The organism is Sorangium sp. So ce1014, from assembly GCF_051521505.1.
Lineage (GTDB): Bacteria > Myxococcota_A > Polyangia > Polyangiales > Polyangiaceae > Sorangium.
On sequence record NZ_CP150356.1, the window covers coordinates 1,394,111 to 1,410,309 of the forward strand.

Consider the following 16,199-nt stretch of genomic DNA (forward strand, 5'->3'; position numbering starts at 1 on the left):
CGCACCGCGATGTGTCGCTCGACGCCCGCGCTGTGGGCGGCGCGGCGCGGGGCCGCTCGCGGCGCGGGGCCGCTCGCGGCGCGGGGCCGCTCGCGGCGCGGGGCCGCTCGCGGCGCGGGGCCGCTCACTCACCTCACGGCCTCACCGATGCGGATCTCGCCGCGCTCGCGAAATCGCGAGCATCCCCTTGATGTCAGGGCGCCGGTTCGGTACCCATCGAGGACGGTCCATGTCCACGCCGCCGCCCATGGTCGGGCCAGGTCGAACGATGTCGCCTGCAGATGACAGCCTGGGCCCTGCGCCATCGAGCTCGGATTGGAAGGGCCACCTGGAGATCCGGCTCGGCGATCTCCCGGCGACCCGGCGGCCGCTGACGGAGTCTCACATCGTCATCGGCAGGGCGCCGGGCGTGCAGCTCACGCTCGACCACTACACGGTCTCCCGGCGCCACGCGGAGCTCTTCTGCGATCCGTTCGGCCGGTGGTGGATCCGCGATCTCGGCAGCACCAACGGCACGCTCGTCAACGACGAGCGGGTCAACGAGAAGGTGCTGAAGCCAGGGGATCGCATCGGGATCGGCGACTACGTCCTCGAGTTCCAGCTCACGGCGCGCGCCCCCCGCGTGCCGATCGAGCCGGGCGGGCTCCATTTCGAGGAGGACAAACCGACCGCGATCCGCAAGCTCGGCGAGCTCGACCCGCCGCGGATCGCGGCGAAGCACCTGTTCACCCTGATGGACCTGTCACGGCGGCTCCTCAGCATCGAGGACGCCACGGATCGGTTCGACGCGCTCTGCCAGCTGATGGTCCGGGAGGACTTCCACGGCAGCATGGCGCTCGCGCTGCGGCTCCGGCAGAACGGCGCGCTGACGATCCTGTCCGGGCCGCACCGCCCGTTCCAGTCGCTCCGGCGCGAGGACTCCGTCGCCCCGCCGTACATCTCGCGCCGCGTGCTCGCGGCCGTGCAGGACACGCGCGAGCCGGTGCTCGCCGGCAACCTGGTAAGCGACAGCGCCACGGTCGAGCTCACGATGTCGCGCGACGTCATGGCGCTCTGGGTCGTCGCCTGTCCGCTGCGCGTCGAGGAGCAGCTGATGAACCTGCTCTACGTGACCCTGCCGCCCGACTTCGGCAGCGTCGAGTGGCTCGGGCTCATCGCGCTCGCGTCGGAGGTCTATCAGCAGGCCGAGTCGGCGTGGGAGGCGCGGCGCCACGCGCAGGCGCACGCGGCGATCGAGCGCGAGCTCGAGATGGCGCACCAGATCCAGCGGACGTTCGTCCCGAAGCGGCTGGAGTTCAAGGCGCTGGACGTGGCGCTCGGCTTCGAGCCGTGCCGGTGGGTCGGCGGCGACTACGTGGACATCGTCCCGATGCCGGACGGCCGCATGATGCTCGCGGTGGCGGACGTCTGCGGCAAGGGGCTCCAGGCCGCGCTCATCGGGTCGAGCGTGCACACGATGGTGCGGGCGACGGTCGACGCGGGCCGCGGCATCACAGGCATGATGGATCGGCTGAACGCCTATCTCTGCGAGTACCTGCCCGAGCAGTCGTTCGTGACGATGGTGGCGGTCGCGCTCGACCCGGCGACGGGGCGCATGGAATGCGTCAACGCAGGGCACCCGCCGGCGCTCGTGGCGACCGCGGAGGGCGGCCTGCGCCACCTCCAGGCGGCCGTCAACCCGGCGCTCGGGATCGGCCTTGTGCCCATGGAGGCGCACCAGAGCGTGCTCGCGCCGGGCGAGGTGCTCGCGATGTACACCGACGGGCTCACCGAGCTGCGCAACTCGTCCAAGCAGATGCTCGGCCTGCACGCGCTCGGCACCGGCTTCGCCAAGCTGTGCGCCACGAACGCCGGCCGCCCGGTCGCGTCGATCGCCGACAAGCTCACGCACATGCTCGAGGAGTTCCGCGGCGATCAGCTGCCCGAGGACGACAGGGCCTTCCTCCTCGCGCGGCGCACCTGAGCGCCCTCGCGCTCAGGGCGCGGCGTCGCCGGCGGACGACGGCTCCGCGCCCTCGGTCGGCTCGATCGGCGTCGGCTCCCGGCGCGGCGCGCCCACGGGGCCCGCCGAGCCGAAGGGCTGGGTCATCGAGATGCGCGAGCCCGGCTCCATCCGCCGCGGGAACGCGCCCGACACGGACAGGAGGAGCGCGTTCCGGACGATGCGCGTGTCGGGGAGCTCCGCCGTCCTCGCCGCGGTGCGCTGGTTCGTGTGCTGGTACCGGAGCGCGAGCGCGAAGTCGGGGATGACGAGGGGAGGGCTCCAGAGCAGCGCGACGTCGGTGAGCACGGCGATCGTGGTCGGCCCCGTCTCGAGCTCCCCGGCCGCGTTCGCCTCGAGAGGTTGCGCGAGCTGACCGCCGGCCGAGCCCTCGACCGACAGGTGCCAGGCAGGGCGGAGCGGCGCGGCGGCGCGGAGCGTCAGCTGATGCGAGAGCTGGATCTGCTGCAGGAAGACGTTGGGCGTGGCCGAGTAGGCGTACGCGAGCTCGGCCTCGCCCCGATCGTGCGTGTAGCGCAGCGCCGCGAGCCCCGCGGGCCGCACGAGCGAGTCGGCGCCGCCGGTCAGGTCCGTCGCGACGACCCCGCCGAGGTCGAGCTGGCTCGAGAAGCGGCGGCCGAGGTCGTGCTGCCAGCTCGCCACGAGCGTGGTCAGGAGCTGGTCGCGCGCCGTGGTCGTGTCCTCGGTCGCCGGATCGGTGTCGGTCACCGGGATGTTGTCGAAATGGGTGTAGCCGACCGAGAGCGCGAGGGCCGCGGTGTCGTGGCGGAAGATGCGCTGCGCGCTCAGCGTGTTCGCCGCGCTGTACGTGCGCTGCGGGCGATCCTGGAGCGGGTTGTAGACGAGGAACGTCGCCGCCTGCCCGAGCGCCCAGACCGGCGAGGCCTGGAACGAGAACCCCTCGTTGAACGACGCCTGCACGAAATTCGTCGTCCCGCCCGCGGTGCCCTGGATCGTCGTGGTCCCCGGCGCCTGCTCCAGCTGGAAGGTGTTGAGCTGGCCCTGCGACCCGGCCGCGCCGAGCGTCAGCGACGTCCTCGGCGACGTGACGAAGCGGCCGGACCACAGGGCCATGTTCGAGTACGAGCTCGCCTCCGAGTGCAGGAAGAAGAAGCTCGTCGAGAACGTGTAGGACAGCGTCTGCGCGGTCCGCGGCGTCGTGTAGGTGAAGATCAGGCCGGGGCTCGCGGTCCCGAAGCCGTCGGCGTCGGGGCCGGGCCCGGCCGGAGGCTCCGCCGCCGAGCGCACGTTGTCGGTGATGCCGATCGACCCGGTGAAGACGCCCTGGAGATAGGCGTCCTGCGCTCGGGCGTCGTCGTGGGTGAGGATCGCGCAGCCGAAGGCCGCGACCGCAATACCTCGTCCGGAGCGCATGAGGGTCGCAAGGTAACAATGGAGCCGGCGCGCGGCTACGCCTCCCCGACCTTTCGGGCAGGGAAGTCGCCGGCCGCGCGCCGAGCGCTCAGGCGTCGAGCAGGACGACACCGAGGATGGGCGCCGGCCGGAGCTGGTCGATGGCCTGGCGGATCGCCTTGCGGGTCGACTTCTTGACCAGCGACGTCAGGAGCACGCCGTCCACCGAGTCGCCGATCACGTTCATGTCCATGCTGCCGAGCACGGGCGGCGTGTCGATGACGATGTACGAGTAGCCCGCGCGCTTGAGGCTCTCGATCGCGGTCGAGAACGCCACCGAGTCGAGGATCGGCGGCCGCTCGGTGCGCGGATCGACGGCCAGGATGTGGACGGGCGTCTGGACGGAGAGCCTCGGGTCGGGCGACCTGCCGCCCATCGGCGCCGCGTTCCGGTCCGACAGATCGATGCCGTCGTCGCCGGGCGCCACGGCGGGCGCCGGCGCCGCCTGGTCGACGACGACCCAGGGGGCGAACCGGTCGGAGGCGTGCCGCTGGAGCTGCTCCGTGAAACAGCTCGGGGGCTCGAACCGCAGCGCCTTCGCGATGCCGGGCTTGCGGATGTTCGCCTCGATGAGGAGGATCTTCCCGCGGACGGTCTCGCGGAGGGCGAGCGCGAGGTTGATGGCGCACGACGTCTTGCCCTCGCCCGGCCCGGCGCTCGTCACGGCGATCGTGGTCCCGGAGCCCGACGGCAGCTTGCGCCGGAGCGTCCGGTAGGCGTCGGCCTGGGGCGAGTACGGCGCGTGGATCATCACGATGTTCGCATCCACGGCGTCCGGCAGCGGAAGCGGGCGGACGGTGACCTCGCCCGGGCCGCCCAGGGGCTCCGCCGGGAGCAGCCCGGCGCTCTCCGGCGCGCCGGGCAGCGAGCGCATGTGCTCGATGTGCAGCGACGGCGGCTCCTCGAACGTCGGGTCCAGCGACTGCAGCTTCGCGTCCACGGCCTGTTGCGCCGGGGTCGACACAACGCGGTTGAACATGAGCGACGGCGGCGAGGAGAACGCGGCGGTGCCCGAGCGCTCCAGCGGCCTCTCGGGCGGCGGCTGCTGTTGCTGTTGCCGTGGCGGCGGCGGCACCTCGCGCACCGTCACCTCGCGCGCCGTCACCTCGCGCGGCACCACGCGATCGAAGACGAGCGACGGCGGCGAGCGGAAGGTCGCGCTGAACGCGCGCTCCAGCGGCGGCGCGCCCGCAGGAGGCCCGGCCGCGTTGCGGACGCCCGCGTCGCGCGCCGGCGGCGCGATGACCCGATCGATCGGCCCCGGCAGCGCCGGCGAGCTCGCCGCCCCCGGGCCGCTGGACACGAGCCCGGGGCTGCTCAGCGTGGCGCTCAGGTCCACGACGCGCGTCACCACCGGGCCCGCGAAGTGCCGCTCGGGGCCGGGCGGCAGCGCCGGCGCAGGCGCGCCGTGCATCGCCGGGTGGCCCTGGGGCGCGCCGCGCGGATCGCCGTGCTCCCCGGACAGCCCCGCCAGGAACATCGCCGCGGCCTGCGGCGGCCCCTTGATCGGCGCCTGCATGCCGGGATGGCCCCCCGGCATCGGCGCGGCGCCGAGGCGCAGCCCCATCCCGTGCGGGGGCTGGTGGCCCATGTGCGGCAGGTCCTGGCGGATGGTCGGTGAGTCGAACGCGGCGCTCGGGTCCTCGTGGCTGGAGCTCGGGCGCTCCGCCGCGACCACGTCCTCGGCGTCGTTCGCGAGGCGCAGGACGCGGGCGATCATCTCCTCGCGCACGTCCGGATCCGGCGCGATCGAGCGCCAGTTGCCGACCACGTTGCGGAGCCGGCGCGCCTCGATGACGAGCGCGCGGACCCGCGCGGTCTGCTCCGCGCGACTCAGGAAGTCGCAGACCTGATCGAGCGCCCGCTCCAGGGAAGCGACCGGCGGGGGCTTTCCCGGCTCAGCTCCGCCCGCTTCAGCCACGGCGCCCTCGGGACCCGCGCGCGGCGGCGGGCACGACGACGAGCACCGGAGCGAGCGCCATTCGATCGATATCTTCCATGTCGTAAACCCGATCGTCGAGCACGATGCCACGCGCCGCTGCGGCGGCGATCCCGGCCGCAACGGACACGAAGAGCCCCGCGACGGCGAGGATCAGCCGCGACGGGCTCGAGGGAGCGCTCGGCCTGTACGCCGGATCGAGCACCTCGATCTGCGCCGAGTAGCCGCCCTGCTCCGAGCTCGCGGCCATCTCCGCGCGGAACGACTTGCCCTCGAGGTCGGCGAGCCGCTGCTGCGCCCGCACCTTCTCGCGGCTGAGCCGCGACCAGTCGGTCTCGGTGTTGATGATCGCCTTCGCCGTCTCGCTCGCGTCGGCCGCGGTCCCTATCTTCGCGCCCCTGCGCGCCGCGATCTCCCGCTCGATCTTGGCGAGCTGGGCCCTGATCTTCGCCTTCTCGGCCTCGTCGGTCGCGGGGACCTCCATCACGGGCTCCGGCGCGGGAGGCAGGAGGAGCGCCGCCTCGGCGCGCCGCAGCGCCGCCTCGGCGTTGCTCACGCGGGCGGCCGCGGCCCGGACATCGGGGTGCTGCTCGGTGAAGCGGGACTGCTTGTCGCCCAGATCCCGCCGCGCGGTCGCGAGCTCTTGCTCCGCCTGATCCCTCTGCCGGACGAGCGCGGGGGAGGGCACCCCCGTGGCGCTCGGCGCCACCTGCTCCGGCTTGCCGGTGAGCCGGCTGCGCAGGCGGGGTACCTGCCGCTCGAGGGCCTCCAGCGTCGGGTCGGTGGTGGTGGAGCGGCGCTCCCGCTCGCGGATGGCGGCGCCGCCTTGCGCGCCGCCGGCCGTGTTCTGCTCGGCGGCGAACTCGGGGTGCTCGGCCAGGAACGCGGCGAGCTCGGTCTCGGCCTTCTCGACGTCCTGCTCGGCGCGCTTCAGCTCGGCGTCGAGGAACTCGTTCGTCAGCTTCGCCTGCGACCTGCGCATGCGCGTCGTCTCCTCGACGAGGATGTCGGCGAGCCGCTGCGTCACCTCCTGCGCCTGCTCGCGGGTCTCGCCTTCGGCAGAGATCGCGAAGGTGTCGGTCGAGCGGGCCTTGAAGGTGATCTTGAGGCGGAGCCGGTCGACCGCGTCGACCATGCCCCGCTTCTCGAGGACCTCGGGGAAGAGGCTGAACTCGGTCACGACCTTCTCGAGGTTGGAGCGCGCGAGCAGCGTCTCCTTCAGCCGCGCGGAGAGGGTGCGGAGCGGGTCGGGCCCGTCCGGCCCGAGGTACGTCGCCTTCACGCCCTCCCGGTAGAAGATCACCGTCTCGGAGCGGTACGCGGGCTTCCTCGACTGCACGACGAGCACCGTGAACCCGATCCCCGCGAGCGCCACGAGCACCGCCACGTACCAGTGCGCGAGGGTCCGGTTGATCATCGCGCTGATGCTGGGCGGCTGCGGGCCCCCAGGTCGCGCCGTTGCATCGACGGGAAGCGCCCCGAGCGCCTCCTGGGGCGGGTTAGGCCCGGAGGTCTGCTGGTTCATCTTCTTTGTCCATATTCCGCGCTCCTTGAAGGTTGCGTTGCCCTTGCTCCGCCCGACCCGGAGAACGCGCACCCCAGTCCGGCAGACGGCTGCCTATGGTAGACGTGCGACGCCCGGGCGCCAGCTTGTTGCACGCGGCCTGTGCTCACCGCGTGCTAGCTCACGCCCATCACGCCCCCGGCGCACGCAGGGAGCGGCGTGGCCACGGCCCCGGTCGCAGCGGCGCTCCCGGCGCTCCCGTCGCGGCGCGCCGCCGCGGACGCTATCGCCGGGCCGGCGGCGCGCGCGCCGCCCCCGAGCGTCACGTGGGGAACACCCGATCGAGGCGCAGCAGGCGGAAGATGGCGCGCGGCTGATCCCGGAGCCCCACGATGCGCACCTGGCCGCCGTTGGCTCGTACCCGCTTGAACAGCGAGACGATGACGCCGACGCCGGAGCTGTCGATCAGCCGGAGCGACGAGAGCTCGAGCGTGATGTTCTGCCGGCTCTCGGCCACCAGCTCGTCCACCAACGTCCTGAACTCCGGTGCGGTCACCGCGTCGAGGGTCCCCTCGAACTGCACAACCGTCTCACTGCCGTTATCGGTCCGCGTATAGCTCATTGGATTTTGATTCCCCCTGCGGCGCGGGCTGCGCCCAAGCGGGAGACGCTCCGCATTCGAAAACTGCTCGTCCGATGCCCCGTCGCTCCGGCGAAATCGGCGTCGGAATGCTCTTGTTCGCTGCTGCCTTCACTGTCGTCGCCGGCGATGCATGAGCTGCCCTCCCGCCGCTTCACCAGGCGGAGGACATTCGGGCTGCCAGGACAGTAATCGACCTCATCCATGAATGACTTGATGATGAAGAGCCCCATCCCGGACTCGGGAAGGTCGTCGATGGGAGGGTTGTCGATGGCCGCGGGATCGAAGCTGCAACCCGTGTCCATCAAGCGGATGATGATGCCGTCCGCGTCGGATTCGATCTCAATGTCGACGTCGCCCGGCGGCCCATCGCGGTATCCGTGAATGGCGATGTTGTTGAACGCCTCGCCGAACGCCGAGACCGTCTGGTCCTCGAACTCCTCCTGGGTCATGCCGGGCGATCCGCCTTCGACCCTCCCAGGCGTGGCCATCTTGCATGCGGCCGCCACCACGCGGAGGGCGAGGTGGCGATAGGTCAACGAACCTGGTACGCGGAGTCGGATCACGCCCAAACCTCCATCCGAGCTTGTACCCTACCACGTTCTCGACTATGGGAGCCACAAGGTAAACAGTGACACCTGGCGTTCGTGTAGCGAAACGTGCGATCGACCTCGCGGGCTCGCTCGTGGGTCTCACGCTGACCCTCCCGCTCTACCCCTTCATCGGCGCGGCCATCTATCTCGAGTCGCCCGGGCCGATCTTCTATTTGCAGCGCCGCGCCGGGATGCTCATCGGCACGGAAGTGCGGGACGGCGTCTGCTACCCGCGGTTCGTCGAATTCCATATGCGCAAGTTCCGTTCCATGCGCGTGGATGCCGAGAAGATGACCGGGCCCGTGCTCGCCCAGCAGGATGACCCGCGCATCACGCGCGTCGGCCGCTTCCTGCGCAAGACGCGCCTCGACGAGATCCCGCAGTTCTGGAGCGTGCTCATGGGCGACATGAGCATCGTGGGGCCGCGCCCCGAGCGGCCGGAGCTGCTTGTCAACCTGGCGCTCGCCATTCCCTTCTTCGAGGAGCGGATGCGCGACATCAAGCCGGGCATCACGGGGCTCGCGCAGGTGTCGCTGGGCTACACCGGCCGCGCCCCGGCGGAGAGCGAGGTCGCCGCCTTCGAGGCGACGCTGACGAACCCGTTCGGCCTCGAGGAGGCGGAAGGGGCCGAGGCCGACGACATGCGGATGAAGCTGCTCTTCGATCTCGCGTACGCCGCCTCGCTCGAGAAGCTCTCGACGTTCCTGCAGATGGAGCTCTCGATCATCCTGAAGACGCCGCTCGTGATGGTCCTCGGCCTCGGGCGCTGAGCAGGCGTCGCGCGCCCCGCACCCCGGCGCCCGCGTGGCGGGCGCCCGAGCTCTGCGCACCAGCGATCCCCGGCGGGATTTCGGGCGCACGGAGCTAGCCCCTCCTGCTGAGCACGACGATCACGAGCATCACGACGACGTCGGCCAGGATGAGCCGGTACACGTCGCGCTTCTCGAGCCGGATCGAGAAGTTCGGGTCGACGCTCCTGATGGCGCAATACAGCGCGCCGGCGAGGCCGAAGTAGATCCAGAGCACGTAGTGGTAGGTGAAGGAGAGGAAGAAGATCCCGACCATCATCCCGCAGAACCCGGCCATGATCGCCATGGACCAGGCGCGGATCATCGCGAACTGGGCGCCGTGCTCGTACCGCTTGAGCGCGACAAGCGAGATCTTCAGCGTGAGATAGATCATCGCCGTCCACGCGAACATCCCGAGCGGGCCGAGCTCCGAGAGCGCGAGCAGGTACGCGTTGTGCGCCGTGAGCCAGTGGTGCTCCGTGAACTGGCGGTAGCCCGCGCCGATCAGCGGGAACATCCGGTAGATCAGGAGGCCCTCGGAGAGGATCTCCGTGCGCTCGTTCGCCGACTCGTCCGCCTCGCCGCCGCCGCGGCCGCCGAGGAGCATGAGCGGCGCCGCGAAGACCGCGCCGAAGACCGCGCCGCGGAGGCCGTACTTCTTGACGAAGTAGACGCCCAGCACCGTCGCGAAGACGAGCTGGCCGCCCCGCGACTGCGTGAGGATGATCGCGGTCGCGATCACGAGCAGCGAGGCGAGGACCAGGAGCGCTCGCATGAACGAGCGCTTCTGCTCGAACAGGGCGAAGCTGAACGGCAGCACGATGCCCGACGTGAGCGCGAGCTCGTTCGGATCCTGGAGCACGCCGCGCCAGCGCACGCGGCCGTTGATCGTCGATGTCTTGAAGAGGCCGACGCGCTCGCACAGGTACTCGGCCTCGGGATCGGCGCCCGGCCCCTCGCGGCAGTCCACGCGCATCTCGCAGGGCCGGCCGTCGGGGATGCCCGCCTCTCCGCGCGAGCCGCCGATGGTCTGCGTCATCGCGAGGCACTGAAACGATGAGAACCCCTGGTGCACCGCGACGCCCGCGACGAAGAGGCCCATCACGAGCACCGTGGTCGCGAGCTTCTGGAAGCCCCTGAAGCCGTCGGGGCTGTGCCCGATCAGGAAGAAGAGTACGAACGTCACGCTGATCGCGACGAAGTTCGCGGAGAAATCGCCGGGATTCCGCAGGCCGAGCGTGATCACGCACCAGATGTAGACGACGATGGCCCACCGGAGCTGCGGGGTCGCCTTCAGCCGGACCTTGCCCATGGCGAGGTCGAGGCCCATGCCCATGAAGGAGAGGGCGAACCAGAGGTACAGGAACGGCAGGCTCTCGAAGCGCTCGTCCCATTCCTGGGGCCTGCCGTAGATGAAGATGATGAGAAGGATGACCCCGGGGAGCGCGAGCATGACGAGGGTCCTCAGCGAAGACGCGGTTCGGGTGAAGAAGGACGTTCCGGAGAATCGCGGCCCGCGTCAAGCAACTTGCGCTCGCTCCTCCCGGCGACATCGGTCGCCGCGCTCACCGCGTTCTCGACGTTACGTGCTGAGGCCCATGCGGCGCACGGCCTGGTTCAGGAACGGCACGAGCTCGTCCGCGGTCCTCTCGTTGCCCTCGCGCGAGGGGTGGTTGTCGGTGTTCCCCTCCGAGCCGAACAGGGAGAAGTTGGACTCGCCCTTGTTCGTGAGCACATCGTAGTAGTCGAAGACAACGACGTTCTTCTCCGCATAGCCGCTGAGCCAGCCGTCGGGCGACTTGACCCAGTTGTTGAACGAGCGGGCGAGGTCGGCCTGGCGCTGCGCGACCTCGGCCTCGGACGGCTTGCCGAGGATCTGCTTCGCGGTCCACTTCCAGGCGGGCTCCTTCGAGCGCTTGAGGACGTTGGCGGGGGCGGTGACGTAGACGAACAGCGTGTCCTTCCGCTTCGCGAGGTCGGGCAGGAGCGACGCCAGCGTGGCCTTCGCGTTCCAGACGGTGAGCTCCGGGCCGGCCGGGTTGCCGGGGGCGGCGCCCTCGCCGACGAAGCGGTTGTTGGGATAACAGGACTTGAAGACGACGATCCGGTTCACCACGCCGTCCGGGTGCATCTCGTCGTTCAGCGCGACCCGGAGCACCTTGTCCATCTTGTCGCGGAACTTGGGCGCCCAGTCGAAGAGGTCGGTGTTCTCGCCGATCTCGCTGCCGTAGGAGGCCTCGTGGACGCGGTAGCCGTGCTCCGTGAGCTTCTTCTTGAGGCCCCCTCCGTTCGGGTGCGCCTCGTAGACGCACGACGCCTTCTCCTTCTCGGCGCCTGGGTCCGTGAGCAGCTGGCCACCGCAGGAGTGATGGATGAACAGGAGATCGAGCGGGGTGTCGGGCCGGGCGCTCGAGAAGCCCGACAGATCGATCGCGCTGGCCTTCGCGATCGGGCCGGTCGCCGCGGGGGCCTTGCCCTCGATGGGGATGAACAGGGCGCCCAGCGCGACGAGGAATGCGCCGGCTGAGACGAGGTGCTTCTTGCTCATGACATCTCCGTGGCGGATGCGGGCAGGGAACCTGAATTATCGCAGCGCGCCGCGCCGAGGACAAGCCGGCCGGGAGCCGCTCCTCCGCCCGCGCGCCTCGCTCCTCCGCCCGCGCGCGGGGCCACCCAGGTCCACCGCGGGCGGCAGGGCGAGCGGCTCAGAAGGTGAGGACGCCGCCCTCGTCGGCCTTGGCGGCCGAGCCGGGGCGGATCGTGATCTCGTCCCCGCCGCCCGCGGGCTTCCTGATCACGTCGTACGAGGCGCCGGGGGCGAGCCCCGTGACGAGGTGCTTCGTCACGCCGGGCAGCGAGGTGAACTGCACCTGGGACACGGCGCCCAGATCGACCGGGAACAGGACCAGGGTGCCCTTCACCGCCGCGCCCGCGAACGGCGTCCCCTGCTTCGTGCGCACGAGCGTCGCCGGCGCCGCCGCGGCGTTGCCGGCGGCGCCCTCCAGCACGTGGAGGAAGCGCGTGGTCTTCGGCATCGGGGCCGGCGGCTCGGTCCGCAGGGTCGCGAGCATCGGCTCGAACTCGGCCGGCTTCGTGTCCCAGGTGCCGGTCGGCTTGTACGGCTCGGCCACGACGACGGCGCTCTCCGGCAGCAGCGCGGTCACGAAGAGCTTCTGCCCCTTGGCCGTCGTGACGGTCGCGAGCTTGCCCGCGACCTGCGCCGTGCTCGGCGTCTGCAGGAAGAACCGCTTGAAGCGCCCCTCCTTGCCCGTCGCGGCGCGGTCGTAGATCACGAGGTGGTCCGGCTTGAGCCACACGAGCGAGCGGCTGACGTGCGTGACGTCGTTGATGTTCTCGTAGTCGGAGTTGTAGAGCGGGGTCGCGTCGCCGAGGACGTAGACGTGGTCCTGCGCGAAGCTCTTCGCGAGCACCCGGGGATCGTTCGTGTGCACGAGCGGCCACTGGGACCCGCTCCGCCAGAGCCCGCCGCGGTTCGGGTCGTCGTGGCGGCGGTTCCGGTCGTTCTCGACGGCGAGCGTGTTGTGCTGCTCGGAGCTCCCGAAGAAGGCGCCGTACCCGATGCGCTCCTTCGTGAGCCACTCGCCGCCGCGGTAGAAGCCGAAGCTGAGGCCGTCGCCGTGCTGGTGGTCGATGTGCTCCCAGCCGAGCTGGAACTGGAGCCACGCCGCCTCGGGGCCCCAGCTCGTTCTCGCGAAGACCTGGCCGAGGCCGGGGCCGTAGTGCGTGAGCGGGATGGAGGGGCGCGGATCGGTCGGGGTGACCGCCGGGTCGAGCAGCAGGAAGTACAGGATCGAGTGGCGCTTGTGGACCTGGCCGAGCTGCGAGCGGGCGCGCCGCGCGAGGCCGGCGGCGCCGCCCGGGCTCGCGTGGACGGCCATCCAGCGGAGCGCGTTGAGGCGCTCGGCGTTGCCGCTGTTCTGGGCGTGGAGGCCGAGCGCCGCGAACGGATCGATGTGATCCGTGTACTCGTAGCGCTGGCCGTCGCCCGTCCACGCGGCCTCGTGGGTCGGCCCGATCCGGCCCGCCGGCGCGGCGGGGCTCAGGCTGTGGACGTGGGCCGGGATGAACTCGTGCCAGAAGGGGTTGCCGTCGAGGTGCACCTGCGGGCCCCACTTCGCCGGATCGGCCTCGCCGGCCGTCTGGATGGCGAGGAGCGTCTGGCTCACGTAGGCGAGCGTCGCGGGGCCGTACTGGAAGCCCTCCGGCGGCGCGCCGCCGCGCGCGTCGTTCCGGAGGATGTGGTCGGTCATGTAGAGCCACGCCCCGGTGACGTTCGCGAAGTAGTCCCTGAGCCGCGGGTAGGTGCCGCTGTGCTTCGGATCCGGCGGATCGTCGGCCTCGTCGAACGCGAGCGACAGGAGCGTGAGGTTGCGCATGTGCGACGTGAAGTAGTTGTTCACGGCGTACCTGCGCTTCCGCGGCTCCTTCAGCATCGCCGGGTCGTTCAGCTTGCCCACCGGCTCGGGGTGGTCGTGGCTCGTCGTCGACGACTTCAGCTGATCCTCGGCCCAGCGCAGGAACACGGGCCGTATCGCCGCCTTGTCCTGGGCCGAGAGGTACCCGTAGATCCAGTCGACCGTGAGGCCGAACGACTCGCCGGTCCAGCGGGCGCGGTCGCCCGTCGAGAACCTGTGGTTGAAAGGGTCCTTCGGATCTCCCTTGTTCACGCGGTCGACGATGTAAAGCAGGATCTTCCGCGCGCGAGCGGCGTAGTCGTTGCGGGCCGCCTCGTCGCTCGAAACGAGCGACATGAAGGCGAACAGCTCGGCGTGCGCCTCGCAGTAGACGCGGCTGAAGGCGCAGTCGCCCTCGGAGGGGATGCTCCCCTTGTCCATCGCGGCCACGGCCTCGGCCGTGACGGCGGCGAGCTCCTTGAAGAGGGGGTTCGCCGGCGTGGCGCGCGCCCGGAGCCCCGGCAGGTCGGCCGCGCGCACCCAGAGCCGCGGGTGCCCCTTGGCCGGCGCGGCGGCCGGCGCGGGCGGCCCCTCGAAGCGCGGCGCCGCGACGCCCGGCGCCGCGACCCCGAGCGCCGCGGCGCCGGCCTGCGTCTGCGGGTCGGCGCCGCTGTGGACCGCCGGGGGCCCCGGGGTCTGCCGCCGGTCGCACCCGGCGAGCAGGCCCGCGAGGCCGAGCGCCACGGCGAGCGACGCGAACGGCGCCCGGCGCGTCATGTCGCGCGTTCCCGGAGATAGGCGAACGCCCGCTGGAGGCCCTCCTCCGTGGAGACGAGCGGCTTCCAGCCGAGCGCCTTCAGCTTTGTGTTGTCGAACCGGTTCCCCTTCCAGGACGTCGCGGTCTTGTACGGCGTGAAGACGGCCGGCAGCTGCCCCTTCGAGTAGGCGTGATAGCGCTCGACGAGCTTCGATATCCCGGTGAGGGCGACATAGGGCACCGAGAGCGAGCGGATCGGCTTCACCTCGCGCTTGTAGCGGGCGAGGTAGACGTCGGCAGTGGGCAGGTCGTCGTCGTGGACGTTGTAGACCTGCCCCTTCGCGACCTCGCTCCGGCCGGCGATGGCGATCGCCTCGGCGCAGTTGTCCACGTACGAGAGCGGGAGGAGGTTGCGCCCGCCGAGGTGCAGGAACACGCCGAACAGGCTCATCCCCACGCGGCCGGAGAAGGCGTTGCCGCCCGGGCCGTAGATGACGCCGGGGCGGAGCACCGTGAGCGGGAAGCCGTAGCGCGCCTGGTACTCCCAGAAGAGCTTCTCCTGCCGGAGCTTCGCCTGCGAGTAGAGGTCGCGCTGCGCGGGCCGCGACTCGAGCGGGGTGTTCTCGTCGACGATGTACCCGCGCGGGAGGTCGGCCACGCCGTAGACGCCGAAGGAGCTGACGAGGATGACGCGCGGCGATCGGCCGGTGTGGACCAGCGCCTCGAGCAGGTTCTTCGAGGCGACCACGGTGCTCAGGAACATGTCCGCGGGCGCGCCGCCCATGGCCGCGGCCACGTGGTAGACGACGTCCACGCCCTCGACCGCGCGCTCGGCGGCCTCCTTCGTGGCGAGGGAGCCCACCGCGACCTCGAGGGGGGCGCCGTGCCGCTCCTCGATCGCCTCGAGCCGCGCGCGGTTGCTCGCGGGGCGGACGAGGCAGCGGATGTCGGTCTCGCCGTGAGCGAGCAGCCGGTCGACGAGGGCCGACCCAAGGAAGCCGTTCGAGCCGGTGACAAGGACTTTCATGTGCGCGCCTTCTCCTGCGGGACCTGCCGGAAGATCTCATCCATCATCCACGCGACCCGGATCATGTCCCGGTACGAGATGGGCAGCTCCGCGCCCCGCGTGATGCTGTCGTAGAAGAGCCCGATCAGGCGGTTCATCCCCGAGAAGAAGTGGAAGTCGCTGCGGGCGAACCTCACCACGTTCCTGCCCCCTTCGCGCAGGTACGAGAGGGCCTGATCGAAGGCCGGGACGACGCGCCCGATGGCGCTCGGGAGCTTCGGCGACGCGTCGAGCGTGACCGTGCGGCTCGTGTAGTCGACGTGGAGCGTGTTCTTCGTGCCGTAGACGCGGAGGAAGTGCCCGGGCGGCCGCGCGTGCGACGAGAAGGTCCCGTAGGCGCTGACGCGCGCGCCCTGCACCGTGACGCGGAGCTCGTCGAGCATGTCGTCGCGCGCGTCGCCATACCGCTTCTCGCGGAGCGCGTAGGCCGTCGCGGTGACCTTCGGCTGCTCGTCGTCCACGAACTCGACGATCTTGTTCAGCAGGTGATCGATGTTGTTGTGGAACAGCTTGCCCGGCAGGCGATGGACCCAGTGCGTGCCGTCGCCGAGGAGCGCCGTGCCGAAGGGGCCGGAGAGGTTGTAGCCGAAGCAGCTCTCCACGTGGACGGGGTCGCCCAGCACGCCGTCGCCGATGAGCCTCCGCATCTCGATGGCCGGCGGATCAAACTGGTACTCCCAGCCGAGGGTCATCTTCTTCCCGGCCGCGGTGCAGAGCTCGATGAGGCGCCGCACGTCCGAGAGGTTGAGCGCAATCGGCTTCTCCACGTAGACGTGGGCGCCCGCCTCGATGGCCCGCCGCGCGAGGAACAGGTGCGACTGCGGAGGCGTGGTGATGTGGACGACATCGGGCTTCTCGACGTCGAGCATCCGGTCGAACGAGTCGTAGTGGCTCGGGATGCCGTAGCGCACCGCGATCTGCTCGGCCATCAGGAGCTCTAGGTCGCATACGGCGACGACCCGGGCCCGCTCCGGCATCTTCTGGATCTCTTCTATGTGGCCGTCGGCGATCTTGCCGCAGCCGACGATCGCGATTTTGAGGGTCATGGGGCGGCGGAGCGTACCGCAACGGGGCAGGCGAGA

At 70.8% G+C, this 16,199-nt stretch carries 12 protein-coding genes; 2 read left to right on the top strand and 10 right to left on the bottom strand.

Annotated features, from left to right (window positions below):
- The first annotated feature begins 268 nt into the window (after nucleotides 1–268).
- Nucleotides 269–1,963 (top strand): SpoIIE family protein phosphatase, encoded by a 1,695-nt coding sequence (locus WME75_RS05275; RefSeq protein ID WP_437487010.1) that lies wholly within the window; start codon nucleotides 269–271, stop codon nucleotides 1,961–1,963.
- A gap of 12 nt (nucleotides 1,964–1,975) precedes the next feature.
- On the opposite strand, the gene WME75_RS05280 is transcribed toward WME75_RS05275, so the two are convergent.
- The 5 genes from WME75_RS05280 to WME75_RS05300 form a co-directional block, all read right to left on the bottom strand.
- Nucleotides 1,976–3,376: a hypothetical protein gene (locus WME75_RS05280; protein ID WP_437487011.1), complete on the bottom strand. Its 1,401-nt coding sequence runs from the start codon at nucleotides 3,374–3,376 to the stop codon at nucleotides 1,976–1,978.
- 88 nt (nucleotides 3,377–3,464) lie between these two features.
- Complete coding sequence (locus WME75_RS05285; protein WP_437487012.1) at nucleotides 3,465–5,336, bottom strand: CpsD/CapB family tyrosine-protein kinase; 1,872 nt, start codon at nucleotides 5,334–5,336, stop codon at nucleotides 3,465–3,467.
- Complete coding sequence (locus WME75_RS05290) at nucleotides 5,329–6,771, bottom strand: GumC family protein (RefSeq protein WP_437487013.1); 1,443 nt, start codon at nucleotides 6,769–6,771, stop codon at nucleotides 5,329–5,331. Before WME75_RS05290 ends, WME75_RS05285 begins: the two co-directional genes overlap by 8 nt.
- A 409-nt stretch (nucleotides 6,772–7,180) precedes the next feature.
- Complete coding sequence (locus tag WME75_RS05295) at nucleotides 7,181–7,480, bottom strand: STAS domain-containing protein (RefSeq protein ID WP_437487014.1); 300 nt, start codon at nucleotides 7,478–7,480, stop codon at nucleotides 7,181–7,183.
- Nucleotides 7,477–7,950: an ATP-binding protein gene (locus WME75_RS05300; RefSeq protein ID WP_437487015.1), complete on the bottom strand. Its 474-nt coding sequence runs from the start codon at nucleotides 7,948–7,950 to the stop codon at nucleotides 7,477–7,479. The genes WME75_RS05295 and WME75_RS05300 overlap by 4 nt, the downstream gene beginning before the upstream one ends.
- A gap of 179 nt (nucleotides 7,951–8,129) precedes the next feature.
- Here WME75_RS05300 and WME75_RS05305 point away from each other — a divergent pair, with 179 nt between their 5' ends.
- Complete coding sequence (locus WME75_RS05305) at nucleotides 8,130–8,861, top strand: sugar transferase (protein WP_437487016.1); 732 nt, start codon at nucleotides 8,130–8,132, stop codon at nucleotides 8,859–8,861.
- Nucleotides 8,862–8,955: 94 nt separating this feature from the next.
- Here the strand turns inward: WME75_RS05305 and WME75_RS05310 are convergent, their stop codons facing one another.
- From WME75_RS05310 to WME75_RS05330, 5 genes are all read right to left on the bottom strand, one after another.
- A complete protein-coding gene (locus tag WME75_RS05310; protein WP_437487017.1) occupies nucleotides 8,956–10,332 on the bottom strand; it encodes an O-antigen ligase family protein in 1,377 nt (458 codons plus the stop codon).
- A 129-nt stretch (nucleotides 10,333–10,461) separates the two neighbouring features.
- Entirely contained in the window at nucleotides 10,462–11,427 is a 966-nt protein-coding gene (locus WME75_RS05315; protein ID WP_437487018.1) for a hypothetical protein, read from the bottom strand.
- A 157-nt stretch (nucleotides 11,428–11,584) separates the two neighbouring features.
- Nucleotides 11,585–14,071, bottom strand: coding sequence for a hypothetical protein (locus WME75_RS05320; protein ID WP_437487019.1), 2,487 nt, complete (start codon nucleotides 14,069–14,071; stop codon nucleotides 11,585–11,587).
- Complete coding sequence (locus tag WME75_RS05325) at nucleotides 14,068–15,078, bottom strand: NAD-dependent epimerase/dehydratase family protein (RefSeq protein ID WP_437487020.1); 1,011 nt, start codon at nucleotides 15,076–15,078, stop codon at nucleotides 14,068–14,070. Before WME75_RS05325 ends, WME75_RS05320 begins: the two co-directional genes overlap by 4 nt.
- Complete coding sequence (locus WME75_RS05330; protein ID WP_437487021.1) at nucleotides 15,075–16,163, bottom strand: Gfo/Idh/MocA family protein; 1,089 nt, start codon at nucleotides 16,161–16,163, stop codon at nucleotides 15,075–15,077. The genes WME75_RS05325 and WME75_RS05330 overlap by 4 nt, the downstream gene beginning before the upstream one ends.
- Nucleotides 16,164–16,199 lie beyond the last annotated feature (36 nt).